Below are 14664 nucleotides of genomic sequence, written 5' to 3' on the forward strand. Positions count from 1 at the left end.
GAGTGGACGCGTGAACGTGTAAGTGATGGTCCGGACCCCGTGAGGTGCTCCGGGCCACATCCATTTCCGGGCATCTCCCCCGTGACCTGCACGTTCGCCGGCCCACCAGACCAGCACCAGAGCCTCCGGAGGCCCCGCCTTGAGCGACCAGCCGTTCGCGCATCTGCACGTCCACACCGAGTACTCGATGCTGGACGGTGCCGCCCGGCTGAAGCAGATGTTCAAGGAGGTCGAGCGCCTCGGTCAGACCCACGTGGCGATGACCGACCACGGCAACATGTACGGCGCCGCCGAGTTCCACAAGCAGGCCACCGAGGCCGGCATCACCCCCGTGATCGGCATCGAGGCGTACGTCGCGCCCGAGTCCCGCTCCAACACCAAGCGCATCCTGTGGGGCCAGCCGCACCAGAAGAAGGACGACGTCTCCGCGTCCGGCGCGTACACCCACAAGACCATCTGGGCCCGGAACAAGGAGGGCCTGCACAACCTCTTCAAGCTGACCTCGCGCTCCTACGCCGAGGGCTGGCTGGTCAAGTGGCCCCGGATGGACAAGGAGCTGATCTCCGAGCTCTCCGGCGGCCTGATGGCCACCACCGGCTGCCCCTCCGGCGAGGTGCAGACCCGCCTGCGCCTCGGCCAGTTCGACGAGGCCCTCAAGTCCGCCGCCGACTACCAGGACATCTTCGGCAAGGAGAACTACTTCCTGGAGCTGATGGACCACGGCCTGGAGATCGAGAAGCGGGTCCGCGACGGGCTGCTGGAGATCAGCAAGAAGCTGGGCATCCCCCCGGTCGTCACCAACGACTCGCACTACACGACCGAGGCCGACGCCGGCGCCCACGACCTGCTGCTCTGCGTCCAGACCGGCAAGAACCTCTCCGACCCGGACCGCTTCCGCTTCGACGGCACCGGCTACTACATCAAGTCCGCCGCCGAGATGTACGCGCTGGACTCCTCGGACGCCTGGCAGGAGGGCTGCCGCAACAGCCAGCTCCTCGTCGCCTCCCGCGTCGACACCGAGGGCATGTTCAAGTTCAAGAACCTCATGCCCCGCTTCCCCATCCCGGAGGGCTTCGAGTCCGAGGCGGACTTCTTCCGGTCCAAGGTCTGGGAGGGCATGGACTGGCGCTTCCCGAACGGGTACGACGAGGAGCACCGGAAGCTCGCCGAGTACGAGATGGACACCATCATCCAGATGGGGTTCCCGGCGTACTTCCTCGTGGTCGCCGACTTCATCATGTGGGCCAAGAGCCAGGGCATCGCGGTCGGCCCCGGCCGTGGCTCCGCGGCCGGCTCGCTGGTCGCGTACGCGATGGGCATCACCGACCTCGACCCCATCCCGCACGGCCTGATCTTCGAGCGCTTCCTCAACCCCGAGCGCATCTCCATGCCCGATGTCGACATCGACTTCGACGAGCGCCGGCGCGGTGACGTGATCCGCTACGTGACGGAGAAGTGGGGATCCGACAAGGTCGCCATGATCGTCACGTACGGCACCATCAAGGCGAAGGCCGCCATCAAGGACTCCTCCCGGGTCCTCGGCTACCCCTACGCGATGGGCGACCGCATCACCAAGGCGATGCCGCCGGACGTCATGGGCAAGGGCATCCCGCTCTCCGGCATCACCGACCCCTCGCACCCGCGCTACAGCGAGGCCGGCGAGATCCGCAACCTGTACGAGACCGACCCGGACGTCAAGAAGGTCATCGACACCGCGCGCGGCATCGAGGGCCTGATCCGCCAGCCCGGCGTGCACGCCGCCGGCGTCATCATGTCCGCCGAGCCGCTGACCGACCACATCCCGGTCTGGACCCGGCACACCGACGGCGTCACCATCACGCAGTTCGACTACCCGACTTGTGAAGGCCTCGGCCTCCTCAAGATGGACTTCCTCGGCCTGCGCAACCTGACGATCATGGACGACGCCGTCAAGGCGATCGAGAAGAACAAGGGCATCAAGATCAACCTGCTTGATCTGCCCCTCGACGACAAGCCGACCTACGAACTGCTGGCGCGCGGTGACACGCTCGGCGTCTTCCAGCTCGACGGCGGGCCGATGCGCTCGCTGCTGCGCCTGATGAAGCCCGACAACTTCGAAGACATCTCCGCGGTCCTGGCGCTCTACCGACCCGGCCCGATGGGCGTCAACTCGCACACCAACTACGCGCTGCGCAAGAACGGGCAGCAGGAGATCACCCCCATCCACCCGGAGCTGGAGAAGCCCCTGGAGGAGGTGCTCCGGCCCACCTACGGCCTGATCGTCTACCAGGAGCAGGTCCAGAAGGCCGCGCAGATCCTGGCCGGCTACTCGCTCGGCCAGGCAGACCTGCTGCGCCGCGCCATGGGCAAGAAGAAGAAGGAGATCCTGGAGGCGGAGTTCGTCCCCTTCCAGAAGGGCTGCCGCGAGCGCGGCTACTCCGACGAGGCCATCCAGGCCGTGTGGGACGTCCTCGTCCCCTTCTCCGGCTACGCGTTCAACAAAGCGCACACCGCCGGGTACGGGCTGGTCTCGTACTGGACGGCCTACCTCAAGGCCAACTACCCGGCCGAGTACATGTCCGGCCTGCTCACGTCCGTCAAGGACGACAAGGACAAGTCGGCGGTCTACCTCAACGAGTGCCGCAAGATGGGCATCAACGTCCTCCCGCCGGACGTCAACGAGTCGGACTCGGACTTCACCCCGCACGGTGACGACACCGTGCGCTTCGGGCTCACCGCCATCCGCAACGTCGGCGGACCGGTCGTCGAGTCGATGATCCGCACCCGGAAGGCCAAGGGGAAGTTCTCCTCCTTCCCCGACTTCCTGGACAAGGTGGAGTCGGTGGTCTGCAACAAGCGGACCGTCGAATCGCTGATCAAGGCCGGCGCCTTCGACTCGCTCGGCCACACCCGCAAGGGGCTCAGCGCGCAGTTCGAGCCGATGATCGACAACGTGGTGGGGGTGAAGAGGAAGGAGGCCGAGGGGCAGTTCGACCTCTTCGGCGGCGACGCGACCGCCGACGAACCCAGCTTCGGGCTCGACGTCGTCTTCTCCGAGGAGGAGTGGGAGAAGTCCTTCCTGCTCGCCCAGGAGCGGGAGATGCTCGGCCTGTACGTCTCCTCCCACCCGCTGCACGGCATCGAGCACGTGCTCGCCGACAAGGCCGACTGCGCGGTCGCCGACCTCGCGGACCGGCCGGACGGGACGATCGTCACCATCGGCGGCATCATCTCGGGCCTCCAGCGGAAGATGACCAAGCAGGGCAACGCGTGGGCCATCGCCACCGTCGAGGACCTGGCGGGCTCGATCGACTGCATGTTCTTCCCGGCCAGCTACCAGCTGGTGTCCTCGCAACTCGTCGAGGACGCGGTGGTGTTCGTGCGGGGCAAGCTCGACAAGCGGGAGGACGTGCCGCGGCTGATGGGGATGGAGCTGTCCGTCCCCGACCTGTCCAACGCGCACGCCGAGGCGCCGATCACCATCAACATCCCCAGCGGGAAGGTCACGCCGCCGCTGGTGGCGCGGCTCGGCGAGGTGCTGACCCACCACAAGGGCACGACGGAGGTCCGGCTCCGGCTGGAAGGACACACCAAGACGACGGTGCTGAGGCTGGACCGGCACCGGGTGAAGTCGGATCCGGCACTGTTCGGGGATCTGAAGCAGCTGCTCGGGCCGAGTTGCCTGGCGGGGTGACGGCCGGGCACGGGTAGCGGTCCTCCACCGCGCGGTTCCCCGTGCCCCTCGTGGGCGCGGGGAACTTCTGTTCGGAGGAGGGGGGGAGCCAGCGCGGGGGCCCCTGGCCGGGGCGGGCGGCCCGCGTGGGGTCAGGAGCCGGTGCCGAGGCCCGGGGGAACGGCGGTGTGGAGGGCCGAGACGAAGGCGGAGATGGCCGGGTGGGAGCCGGCGCCGGCGCGGAAGGCGGCGCGGGTGCGGCGGTACATGGGCAGGCGGGTGAGGACGACGCCGGGCGGCGGCTGGGCGGTGCCGAGGTGGGGGACGAGGGCGACGCCCTGCCCGGCGGCGACCAGGGCGAGCACGGTGGTGAAGTCGTCGATCTGGTGGCGGATCCGCGGGGCGAAGCCGGCCGCCTCGCAGGCGCGCAGGGCCATGGTGTGGCAGAGGGTGCCGGGCGGGGACATGATCCACGGGGCGCCGCGCTGCTCGGCGACGGTGCCCGGCGTGCGGGCGGCCAGGTACATGGGCTCGGTGAAGACCGGGCGGGTCACGGCGAGGCCGGGTTCGGCGTCGGTCGGGACGAGGTCGTACTCGTGCACCAGCGCCACGTCCAGTTCGCCCGCGCGCAGGGCGGCGCCGACGACCGCAGGGTCCACCTCGGTGACCATCGGCTCCAGCCCCGGGTGCCAGGCGGCGAGCTCGCCGAGCACCGCCGGGATGATCGCCCGGGCCGCCGAGGGGTAGGTGCCGATCCGCAGCGGACCGGCCAACCCCCGCTTGGCGTGCGCGAGTTCGGCGCCCGCCTGTTCCAGCAGGGCGAGCACCGACTCGGCGTGCCGGACGAGGTTGCGCCCGGCCGGGGTCAGGGCGACCCGGCGGCCGGTGCGTTCCAGCAGGGGGACGCCCGCCTCCTTCTCCAGGACGGACAGCTGCTGGGACACCGCCGAAGGGCTGAAGGACAGCGCCTCGGCGACGGCCGCGATGGTGCCGAGGTGGGCGAGTTCGCGCAGCAGGCGCAGGCGTCGGACGTCGAGCATCGGCCCAGGCTAGTCGCCACCCCGCGCCGGTCGAGCATCGGCTCAGCTTACGAGAAGCGTCGGAAAAGTGAACTGGACCTGCGGTGATGCCCGGCCGCAGGATCATGGGCATGGAACTGCACGGCGTCTACGTCCCCCTGATCACGCCCTTCGCCGCCGACGGCTCGGTCGCACTGGACGCACTGGAGAAGCTCGCACACGAGCTGCTCGACGCCGGCGCGGCCGGCCTGTGCGCGCTCGGCACCACCGGCGAACCGGCCGCGCTGACCGCCGCCGAACGGGACGCGGTGGTGGACGTCGCCGCGGCCGCCTGCGCCGCGCGCGGCGCACAGCTGATCGTGGGCGCGCACGGCGGGGACACCCGGGCGACCGCCGAGTCGCTGGCCGCGATCGGCGCGCGGGTGCCGCAGGCCTCGGCCGCGCTGGTCACCGTCCCGGCGTTCGTACGGCCCGGCGAGGCGGGGACGGTGGCGCACTTCCGCGCGCTGGCCGCGAGCAGCCCGCTTCCGCTGCTCGTCTACCAGATCCCGTACCGCACCGGGCAGCAGCTCTCCACCGCCGCGCTGCGCGAACTCGCCGCGATCGACGGCGTGGTGGGCGTCAAGTACGCGACCGGCGGACTGGACCAGACGGCGGCCGAGCTGCTCGCCGACACCCCCGCGGGCTTCGCCTTCCTCACCGGCGAGGACGCCTTCCTGTCGCCGATGCTGGCGCTCGGCGCGGCCGGCGGCATCCTGGCCTCCGCCCACCTGGCGACCGGCCGGTTCGTCGAGCTGGTCGAGGCGTGGCGGGCCGGGGACGTCGGGCGGGCGCGCGCTCTCGGGCACCGGCTGACCGGCCTGGCGGCGGCCGCCTTCGCGGCCCCGAACCCGGCGGTCACCAAGGGCGTGCTGCACGCCCAGGGGCGGATCCCGACCCCGGACGTCCGACTGCCGCTGCTGCCGGCCGGCCGGGCCGAGGTGGAGACCGCGCTGGCGCTGGCGGACGGCCTGGCGAGTGGTCTGGACCAGTAGGTCCGTCCGGGGAGCCTCTCACCCAGTGAAATGGCAGCTCGCCCCGCCCGTGTGACAAGGCATGATGGGCAGAGTGCGGCTGTGAACAGCACCATCCAGAGGAGTAGTCGGAATGAAGATCGGCATTGTCGGTGCCACCGGCCAGGTCGGCGGCGTGGTCCGCGAGATCCTGGCGGAGCGCAACTTCCCGGTGGAGCGGCTGCGGCTGTTCGCCTCGGCCCGCTCGGCCGGGCGCACCCTGCCCTGGCAGGGCACCGAGGTCACCGTCGAGGACGCGGCCACGGCCGACTACACGGGCCTGGACATCGTGATCTTCTCCGCCGGCGGCGCCACCTCCAAGGCCCTCGCCCCCAAGGTCGCCGCGGCCGGTGCCGTCGTCATCGACAACTCCTCCGCCTGGCGCCGCGACCCCGAGGTCCCGCTGGTCGTCTCCGAGGTCAACCCCGAGGCCATCGCCGACCGCCCCAAGGGCATCATCGCCAACCCGAACTGCACCACCATGGCCGCCATGCCCGTGCTGCGCCCGCTGCACGAGGAGGCCGGCCTGGCCGCGCTGGTCGTCTCCACCTACCAGGCCGTCTCCGGCAGCGGCGTCGCCGGCGTCTCCGAGCTGCGGGACCAGGCCGCCAAGGTCATCGACAACGCCGCCGCGCTCGCCCTCGACGGCTCCGCCGTCGAGTTCCCCGAGCCCAAGGTCTACCAGCGGCCGATCGCCTTCAACGTGGTGCCGCTGGCCGGCTCGATCGTCGAGGACGGCTCCCACGAGACCGACGAGGAGCAGAAGCTCCGCCACGAGAGCCGCAAGATCCTCGGCATCCCCGGGCTCAAGGTCGCCGGCACCTGCGTGCGCGTCCCGGTCTTCTCCGGCCACTCGCTGCAGATCAACGCCCGCTTCGAGCGGCCGATCAGCCCCGAGCGCGCCGTCGAGCTGCTCAGCGGCGCCCCCGGCGTCGAGCTGTCCGACATCCCCACCCCGCTGCAGGCCGCCGGCCAGGACCCCAGCTACGTGGGCCGCATCCGGGTGGACGAGACCGTCGAGAACGGCCTGTCGCTGTTCGTCTCCAACGACAACCTGCGCAAGGGCGCCGCGCTCAACGCCGTCCAGCTGGCCGAACTGGTCGCCGCCGAACTCAAGGGCTGACCGGCACGGTCGGCACACCCCCGCGTGACCTCGGGCGGGCTCCGTCGTTGAACGGGGCCCGCCTTCGCGTTCTTTGCGTGCCGTTGGGGCGGCTGTTGCGGTACCGGGACATCCGGCAAGGTTCGGCGGACGAACCCCGGGTAAAAGGTGACCCAACGATCGGGCGACGACGGGGGCCCCTCACCTCGGCACGCCCGGACGGCGGGCGGACCGCCCACCCGCCCACCCCCGAACGACCCACCCGACCGATGTCCGAGGGCGAGCGAAAAGAGGTGCGCGATGGACCGCTGTGTCGTCCTGGTGGACGCCGGATACCTGCTGGGCGCCGCCGCCAGCCTGCTCGCCGGGGACCCGTCCCGGTCCAAGGTCACCGTCGACCACACGGCCCTGATCACCGCCCTGCGCGAACGCGCCGAAGCCGAGACCGGGCTGCCGCTGCTGCGCATCTACTGGTTCGACGCCGCCCCCGACCGGCGCCCGATGCCCGAGCACCGGCGACTGCGCGTCCTGCCCCGGGTCACCGTACGGCTCGGGGCGCTCACCCGGGCCGAGGGCCGCTGGGTGCAGAAGGGCGTCGACGCCGCGATGCACGCCGAACTCTCCGAACTCGCCCGCAACCGGGCCTGCGCCGACGTCGTGCTGATCACCGGGGACGGCGACCTGCTGCCCGGCATGATGACCGCCAAGGAACACGGCGTCGCCGTCCACCTGTGGGCGCTCCAGGCCGCCGACGGCGACTTCAACCAGTCCGAGGACCTGGTCGGCGAGGCCGACGAGCGGCGGGTGCTGGACCGCGAGTGGATCGAGGCGTCGTTCTCGCTGCGGGACACCTCCAACCTCTTCCCGGCGCCCGGAGCCCGGCAGGAGATCGCCAAGATCCTCGCCGCCCCGCCCGCCACGCCCGCCACCCTGCCCGGCGTCGTCCCCGGCGTGGTGCCCGGCGTGGTGCCGAGCGTCGTGCCGGCCGCCCCGGCGGTGCGGCCCGCGGCCGCAGCCCCCGCGAGCGGAACCCCCGCCGCCGACGGGCGGCCGCAGCCGGCGGCCGCGCTCAAGGTCGTCCCCACCCCGAAGGACCTGGCCGGGCGGATCACGTCCGTCACCCCGATCACCCCTCTCGCCAACGGGCACGGCGCCGTCGGGCACGCGGCGACCGGGCACCCGGCGAACGGCCACGGGACCAACGGGCACGGAACCGGCGGGCACGGGACGAACGGGCACGGAACCAACGGCGCCGTCGCGCAGGCCGGGCCGGTGCTGCGCTGGTCCTCCGACCGCGGCTGGGTCGACCGACCCGCCCCCGAACCCGCCGTCACCGCCGGCGACAACCTCCCCACCCTCGCCCAGCTCACCACCGCCGAACAGCGCTGGGCCGACCGCGAGGAGGACATCACCTCCATCGGCGGCGACGCCCACGAAGTGGGCCAGGTCTTCGCCCGCCGCTGGACCGAACGCATCGGCGACCCCGAACGGCTCACCGTCCTGTGGCCCGACTACCCGCGCATCCCCCACCGCGTCGACGGCGAGCTGCTCCGCTACGCCGCCCGCTTCGGACTGCTCGCCCACAAGGACGACCAGATCGACGAGCACGACCGCTACGCCATCCGGGCCGGGTTCTGGAAGGAGCTCGCGGCACGGGTGCCCGGCGGGTCGATGGTCGTCGACGACTGAGACCGCGCGTCCGGACGGCCGAGACCACGCGCGGCCGGCGGACCGGTGCGAGGTCACCGGGGGGAGCGGTGAGGGCCCCCTTGTCCGGTTCGCCCGTATGAGCGCGTAGAGTCTTCGGTCGTGAGTGAGACGGCCGGGCGAGCACCCGAGGAAACCCCGCCGTGCGTTGCCGTGCGCGACCTGGTCAGGACCTACCGCAGCGGCCGCGGCGCCGCCGCCACCGAGATCCGGGCCAACGACGGCATCAGCCTCACCGTCCGGCAGGGCGAGATCTTCGGCCTGCTCGGGCCCAACGGCGCCGGCAAGTCGACACTGGTCCGCCAGCTGACCGGACTGCTGCGCCCCGACTCCGGCACCGTCGAACTGCTCGGCCACGACATCGTCCGGCACCCCGAACGCGCCGCCCGGCTCCTCGGCTACCTCGGGCAGGAATCCACCGCCCTCGACGAGCTGACCGTCGCGCTCGCCGCCGAGACCACCGGACGGCTGCGCGGCCTCGGCCGGGCCCAGGCCCGGACCGCCGCCGCCGACGTCCTCGACGAACTGGGGCTCACCGCCCTCGCCCGGCGGCCGCTCGCCGAACTCTCCGGCGGCCAGCGGCGGCTCGCCTGCTTCGCCGCCACCCTCGTCGGACACCGGCCCCTGCTCGTCCTCGACGAACCCACCACCGGCATGGACCCCGTCGCCCGGCGGGCCGTGTGGAGCGCCGTCGACCGGCGGCGCGCCGAACACGGCACCACCGTCCTGCTCGTCACCCACAACGTCATCGAGGCGGAGACCGTCCTCGACCGGGTCGCCGTCATCGACGACGGCCGGGTCATCGCGTGCGACACGCCCGGCGGGCTCAAGGCGCTCGTCGACGGCGACGTCCGGCTCGACCTGGTCTGGCGCGACGAGGCACCCGTCGGCGTGCCCGCCGTCGCCGCACTGCGCGACCGGGCCGAACGCACCGGACGCCGCTGGACCGTCCGCACCACCCCCGAGCAGGCCCGCGAACTGGTCGCCGCCGTCACCACCGGCCCGGCCTTCGCCGCGCTCGACGACTTCACCCTCGCCACCCCGAGCCTTGAGGACGCCTACCTCAAGCTGGGCGGCCGCCACGGAGGACTCGCCAAGTGACCCTGCTCTCGGCGCCGCCCCGGACCGACCGGACCACCGGAGGACCCGCCCCGCTCGCCCCCGCGGCCCGGCTGCTGCCCGCGCTCGCCGCCGTCTACCGGGCCCAGCTCGCCCGGGCCAGGGTCGCGCGGATCCCGCTCCTGTTCGTCGCCACCTTCCAGTCCGTCGGCATCCTCGTGATGATGCGGGGCGTGGTGGACGGCGGGCAGACCTCGGCGGCGCGGTCCGTCGTCGCCGGGTCCAGCGTGCTCGTCGTCGCCTTCGTCGCGCTCAACCTGCTCGCCCAGTACTTCGGCAAGCTCCGGGCCACCGGCGGGCTCGACCACTACGCGACGCTGCCGGTACCGGCCGCCTCCGTGGTGCTCGGGGCCGCCGCCGCGTACGCCTCGTTCACCCTGCCCGGGAGCCTCGCCACGGCGGCCCTCGGGGCCGTCATGTTCGGACTGCCGCTCGGGCAGCTGTGGGTGCTGCTGGCCGTCGTCCCGCTCGCCGGAGCCGCGCTCTCCGGGCTCGGCGCCGCCTGCGGGCTGCTCGCGCCGCGGCAGGAGATCGCGACCATGCTCGGGCAGCTCGGGATGTCCGCGGCCCTGCTGCTCGGGGTGCTGCCCGTCGACCACCTGCCGCAGCCCGTGCAGTGGCTGCGCGACCTGCTGCCCTCCACGTACGGGGTCGAGGCCTTCGCGCGGACCTTCACGCCGGACCCGGACTGGGGGATGGTGCTCGCCGACCTCGGGGTGTGCGCAGGGGTGGGCGTGGTGTCGCTGGGTGTGGCCACCTGGGCGTACCGGCGGGCGGTGGCGCGGTAGCGGCCCGGCCGGGGCCGGGGCCCGGTCGGGGCTGGGGCCGGGGCTTGGTCCGGGGGTCGGGGCCTGGTCGGGGTCCGGGGGCGGAGTCGGGCGGGCGGGGGCCTGCGGGGGAGGGGTGACAGGCGGACGGGTGGTTGGGCCGTTCGCGGGGCTGTCGTGAAACGATGGGGCCTGTGACCGTACCGAACACACCTCCGGATCCCGCCCACGCCGATGCGCAGGCGGCGCCGGGCCACGCCGTGTCCGACGCCGTGCCGCAGGCGGTGCCGCCGCATGCCGAGGTCGATCCGTACGCGCCTCCGGCGGAGGCCGTCACGTCCGCGGCGCAGGACGGCGAGGCGACCTCTCCGGTGCAGCGGCTGCTGCCCGAGGTCCGGCTCGGGGCCGGGGTCGTCGTCGCGTGCCTGGTCGCCGGGCTCGTGATGGCCGTGCTGTGGGCATGGCTGGCGCCGAAGGTGCCGCTGGTGGTCGACGGGGACCGGATCCTCTACGTCGACCCCGAAGGCGAGCAGCGGGCCGGGGCCGACGCGGTGTTCGTGCTCGCCGGCCTGGGGGCCGGGATCCTGACCGCGCTCGGTGCCTTCCTGGTCACCCGGCGGCGCGGGGGCGGCATCGCGGTCGCCGTCGGGCTGGCCGTGGGCGGACTGCTCGGGTCCCTCGGGGCCTGGCGGATCGGACGGTGGCTCGGGCCGAGCAACGACCTGGTCGCGGAAGCACGGAGGGTCGGGAACGGCGGGCACTTCGACGCGAGCATCGACCTGGGCGCGATGGGGGCCCTGCTCGTGTGGCCGATGGCAGCGATGGTGGTGCTGCTCCTGCTGTCGGCGGCGTTCGGGAAGCGGGAGGAGGACCCGCCGCCGTACTGGGCGCCCGTGGCCCCGCCGGCGGCTCCGGAGGACCGGGACTGAGGATCGGCGGCAGGGCGGAAGGCCGGTGGGCTTTCCGCCCTGCGGCGTTTCCCGGGGGAGTTCGGTGGGGGGCGGGTGCGGGGCTCCGGCGGCGGTTCGCGCAGTTCCCCGCGCCCCTGGGGCGGGCGTGTTCTGGGGCGGAGGGGGAGGGGGGTCGGGGAGCGTGGGCGGGTTTCGGTCGGGGGCTTCCGGTTCGCGCGGTTCCCCGCGCCCCGGGGGGTGGGCCTTTTCTGAGGCTGAGGGGGTGCGGGGAGGGGTTCGGTGGGGGTGCGGGGCTCCGGCGGCGGTTCGCGCAGTTCCCCGCGCCTGGGGGGCGGCGCTTTCCGCGGGGGAGGGCCGGGTCAGCGGGCGATGGGGGCGGTCAGGGCTCGGGTGAGGGTGATGAGGTCGGTGGGCGCGAGTTCGACTTCGAGCCCGCGGCGGCCGGCGGAGACGTAGACGGTGGGGTGGGTGAGGGCGCTGGCGTCGATGACGGTGCGCAGGGGGCGGCGCTGGCCGAGGGGCGAGATGCCGCCGCGGACGTAGCCGCTGCTGCGTTCGGCGGCGGCGGGGTCGGCCATGGTGGCGCGCTTGCCGCCGACGGCGGCGGCGAGGGCCTTGAGGTCGAGCTGGCCGGCGACCGGGACCACGCCGACGGTGAGGGTGCCGTCCACGTCGGCGACCAGGGTCTTGAAGACCCGTTCGGCGGCCACGCCGAGGACCTCGGCCGCCTCGCCGCCGTAGGAGGCGGCGGCGGGGTCGTGGTCGTAGGCGTGCACGGTGAAGGGGACGGCGGCGGTCTCCAGGGCGACGGTGGCCGGGGTGCCCTGGCCGCCCTTCTTGGTCTTCTTGGCCATGCGGGGGTCCTGGGCTCCTGGGTCAGTTGGGGCTGAAGGACTGGCGGGTGAGCTCGACGGCGGGCAGCGAGGGCAGCCAGCTGAGGACGGCGGTCTCGCGGCGCAGCAGGTCGAGTTCGACGCGCAGCCGTTGGGCGGTGTCGGGGCAGGCGAGCAGCCGCTGCTTGACCGGGGTCTCGAACACCGAGGCGGCGGCGACCAGGTAGGAGAGCACCTGCGGGTCGTCGGGGAGGTCCTGGCGGCCGACGGTGCTGGCCTCGCGGGCGCCGGCGAGGCGCTTCTGGTACACCCGGAACGCCCGCTCGACCTCGGAGGCCAGGGCGCCGGAGCCCTCGCCGGGGAGCTCCTCGATCGGCTCGATCTCGCCGGTCAGGTACGGGCCGGAGGTGTCCACCGCGGTGAGCCGGAACCGGGTGGTGCCGGTGACCAGGAGCTCGTAGCGGCCGTCCGGCTGGTGCTGGACGGAGGCGACGTCGGCGACGCAGCCGATGGGGAAGACCGCCTCCAGCGGGTCCCCGGTGACGGTGCCGAGGCCGTCGAGGGGCCCGGCCGGGCCGTCCCCCTCCCGGACCGGGGCGACCTCGCGGCCGTCCTTGATCGCGAGCACGCCGAAGCGCCGGGGACTGTCCTCGGGCTGTTCGAGCAGGTCGGCGACGAGACGGCGGTAGCGCTCCTCGAAGACGTTCAGGGGCAGCACCAGGCCCGGGTAGAGCACGATGTTCAGCGGGAAGAGCGGCAGCCGTTCTGTCACGGCGGACAGCGTAGTTCCCCGGGCCCGTCGGTCGCCGCTCGCCCACACGGGTACCGACGCCAGGTCCTGTCCGGCGGATCGTGCCGGATCGGCACGATCCGCCGGACAGGACCTAACCGCGTTGGAGCATCCGGGTGGCACCGGCGACGACGGTGGAGGCGAGCAGCCAGCCGATGATCACCAGTCCGGCGGAGATCCACTGGGAGATGCCGCCCGGGTTCCAGCCCCCCTGGTTGAGGTCGACGATCGGCAGCAACTGGTTGAGGGTGTAGAGCACCGGGTTCCAGTGCGGGACCTCGTCGGCCTTGAGCGGCTGCAACGGGTGGGTGGCGAACCAGGTGCTGCCCAGGACCCAGGCGAGCAGCAGCCACAGGCCCGCCCGCCCGGGGCGGTAGCCGTAGCCGACGGTGACGTCCTGCACGGCGCCCCAGACCCGGGCGGGCAGCGGCAGGGTGGCGCGGCGCCGGCGCTGCTTGGCGTACAGGACCTCGCGGGCGTCGTCGTCGGCGCCGTCGCGGCGCAGGGCGGCGGCCAGCTGTTCGTACGATTCCGGCTGGAAATCGACGGAGGAGCCCTCCAGCCAGGCGATCCGCTCCTGGATCGAGAAGGCCCTCATCGGGCGCAGGTTCTCGTAGACGAAGCCGGTGAGGCCCAGGTGCTTGCCGAGCGGCCAGGCGTCCGGGGCGTCCACCAGGTTGCCGACCCGGGCGCGGGAGAGCGAGACCGTGCCGGTGGGGCGGAACGCGCAGGTGAAGCGCAGCTCGGGGGTGTGGATGCGGCGCAGCGAGAGCTCGTCGTCACCCTCAAGGTGGAATTCGCCGGAGATCAGGCAGGCGCCGTCGAAGCGGCTGTCGGACAGCCGCACCCGGCCGAAGGCGCGGAAGGGCGTGACGGGCCCGTCGGGCGGAGCCGTCCGGCCGTAGCCGGAGCCGTAGTAGCCGCGGGAGCCGGCCCACCCGCGGTCGGCGGAGCCGGTCAGGTAGAGGGTGTGGCCGACGGTGACCCGGACGGCGTTGAGGCAGGTGTTGTTGTGCTGCCGCTCGGCGTGCAGCTGGGCGCCGCGGAGTGAGAGCCGGCCGCCTATCCGGGCCGTTCGGATGCTCAACTCGCCCCCGGTCTCGAGGCGTTCGGCCTCGAAGTCCTGGTTGACGGTGATCCCGTCGGCGGACACGGCCCGGCCGTAGCGGTCGCCGCCGACGAGCGTCTGGTTGAGCAGCAGGTCGGTGCCGATCCTGGCGTCGGTGAGCCGCATGCCCCCGGGCAGGCGGCAGCGGGCGAGGTGGAGGTCGCCGGTGGTGGAGAGCCGGGAGGCTTCGAGGCGCGGGATCAGGCAGTTCACGAAGCGCAGGGTGGTGGCCGCCGCCTCGGACATGAGGATCTTGTGCTCGAAGCGGCACTCGTGGAGCTCGACGTAGTCGCCGATGGCGGCGCCGGCCAGATTGAGCGGGCCGGTGACCAGGGCGCCGCTGATGCGCAGCGAGGGGACCCTCCCGGTGGCGGGCTCCGGACGGACCAGCAGCAGGTGGGCGAGCACCTCGGCGCGGACGGCGCGGTCGTCGCCCCAGACGGCGTCGCCGAAGGGGTCGTCGGTGTCGGCTTCCCCGCGGCGCAGGTCGAGGATCTCCCCCTGGTGGTAGGCCTCCCAGAGTGCCCGCTCGGTGTCGCTCCAGCCCTCTGGGGCGCGCTCCGCCATGGTTTTCCCCGTCCCCCCGGTCGTCTCGCCTTTCGTA

General features: G+C 73.0%; 11 protein-coding genes. 7 read left to right on the top strand and 4 right to left on the bottom strand.

All coding sequences use genetic code 11. From position 1 onward, the window contains the following. Window positions 1–139 precede the first annotated feature (139 nt). The gene (gene dnaE, locus ACZ6Y7_RS21025) at window positions 140–3673 is read left to right on the top strand and encodes a DNA polymerase III subunit alpha (protein WP_465759423.1); all 3534 of its coding nucleotides are present in this window, start codon (window positions 140–142) and stop codon (window positions 3671–3673) included. 131 nt (window positions 3674–3804) lie between these two features. Here the strand turns inward: dnaE and ACZ6Y7_RS21030 are convergent, their stop codons facing one another. Next, on the bottom strand, window positions 3805–4692 hold the full coding sequence (locus ACZ6Y7_RS21030; RefSeq protein WP_465759424.1) for a LysR family transcriptional regulator: 888 nt from the start codon (window positions 4690–4692) through the stop codon (window positions 3805–3807). 110 nt (window positions 4693–4802) lie between these two features. Here ACZ6Y7_RS21030 and ACZ6Y7_RS21035 point away from each other — a divergent pair, with 110 nt between their 5' ends. The 6 genes from ACZ6Y7_RS21035 to ACZ6Y7_RS21060 all read left to right on the top strand — a co-directional run bounded on the left by ACZ6Y7_RS21035 (window position 4803) and on the right by ACZ6Y7_RS21060 (window position 11347). After that, complete coding sequence (locus ACZ6Y7_RS21035; RefSeq protein WP_465759425.1) at window positions 4803–5705, top strand: dihydrodipicolinate synthase family protein; 903 nt, start codon at window positions 4803–4805, stop codon at window positions 5703–5705. A 112-nt stretch (window positions 5706–5817) separates the two neighbouring features. Continuing rightward, a complete protein-coding gene (locus ACZ6Y7_RS21040; RefSeq protein WP_465759426.1) occupies window positions 5818–6846 on the top strand; it encodes an aspartate-semialdehyde dehydrogenase in 1029 nt (342 codons plus the stop codon). 279 nt (window positions 6847–7125) lie between these two features. After that, window positions 7126–8514 carry an NYN domain-containing protein gene (locus ACZ6Y7_RS21045; RefSeq protein WP_465759427.1) on the top strand — a complete coding sequence of 463 codons (1389 nt, stop codon included), beginning with the start codon at window positions 7126–7128 and terminating at the stop codon, window positions 8512–8514. 120 nt (window positions 8515–8634) lie between these two features. Beyond that, the gene (locus ACZ6Y7_RS21050; RefSeq protein ID WP_465759428.1) at window positions 8635–9633 is read left to right on the top strand and encodes an ABC transporter ATP-binding protein; all 999 of its coding nucleotides are present in this window, start codon (window positions 8635–8637) and stop codon (window positions 9631–9633) included. Beyond that, the gene (locus ACZ6Y7_RS21055; protein WP_465759429.1) at window positions 9630–10439 is read left to right on the top strand and encodes an ABC transporter permease; all 810 of its coding nucleotides are present in this window, start codon (window positions 9630–9632) and stop codon (window positions 10437–10439) included. Before ACZ6Y7_RS21050 ends, ACZ6Y7_RS21055 begins: the two co-directional genes overlap by 4 nt. A gap of 173 nt (window positions 10440–10612) precedes the next feature. Next, a complete protein-coding gene (locus ACZ6Y7_RS21060) occupies window positions 10613–11347 on the top strand; it encodes a hypothetical protein (protein ID WP_465759430.1) in 735 nt (244 codons plus the stop codon). A 341-nt stretch (window positions 11348–11688) separates the two neighbouring features. Here ACZ6Y7_RS21060 and ybaK read toward each other — a convergent pair whose 3' ends face one another. From ybaK to ACZ6Y7_RS21075, 3 genes are all read right to left on the bottom strand, one after another. After that, window positions 11689–12183, bottom strand: coding sequence for a Cys-tRNA(Pro) deacylase (gene ybaK / locus ACZ6Y7_RS21065; RefSeq protein ID WP_465759431.1), 495 nt, complete (start codon window positions 12181–12183; stop codon window positions 11689–11691). 22 nt (window positions 12184–12205) lie between these two features. After that, entirely contained in the window at window positions 12206–12934 is a 729-nt protein-coding gene (locus tag ACZ6Y7_RS21070) for an LON peptidase substrate-binding domain-containing protein (RefSeq protein WP_465759432.1), read from the bottom strand. Between the two features lie 112 nt (window positions 12935–13046). After that, on the bottom strand, window positions 13047–14627 hold the full coding sequence (locus ACZ6Y7_RS21075) for an oxidoreductase (RefSeq protein WP_465759433.1): 1581 nt from the start codon (window positions 14625–14627) through the stop codon (window positions 13047–13049). Between the last annotated feature and the right edge of the window lie 37 nt (window positions 14628–14664).

Source organism: Kitasatospora sp. NPDC053308 (genome assembly GCF_055585785.1).

Coding starts and splice junctions, on each gene's coding strand:
- ACZ6Y7_RS21030 (WP_465759424.1), bottom strand. CDS start 4,692: ATGCTCGACGTCCGACGCCTGCGCCTGCTGCGCGAACTCGCCCACCTC.
- ACZ6Y7_RS21035 (WP_465759425.1), top strand. CDS start 4,803: ATGGAACTGCACGGCGTCTACGTCCCCCTGATCACGCCCTTCGCCGCC.
- ACZ6Y7_RS21040 (WP_465759426.1), top strand. CDS start 5,818: ATGAAGATCGGCATTGTCGGTGCCACCGGCCAGGTCGGCGGCGTGGTC.
- ACZ6Y7_RS21045 (WP_465759427.1), top strand. CDS start 7,126: ATGGACCGCTGTGTCGTCCTGGTGGACGCCGGATACCTGCTGGGCGCC.
- ybaK (WP_465759431.1), bottom strand. CDS start 12,183: ATGGCCAAGAAGACCAAGAAGGGCGGCCAGGGCACCCCGGCCACCGTC.
- ACZ6Y7_RS21075 (WP_465759433.1), bottom strand. CDS start 14,627: ATGGCGGAGCGCGCCCCAGAGGGCTGGAGCGACACCGAGCGGGCACTC.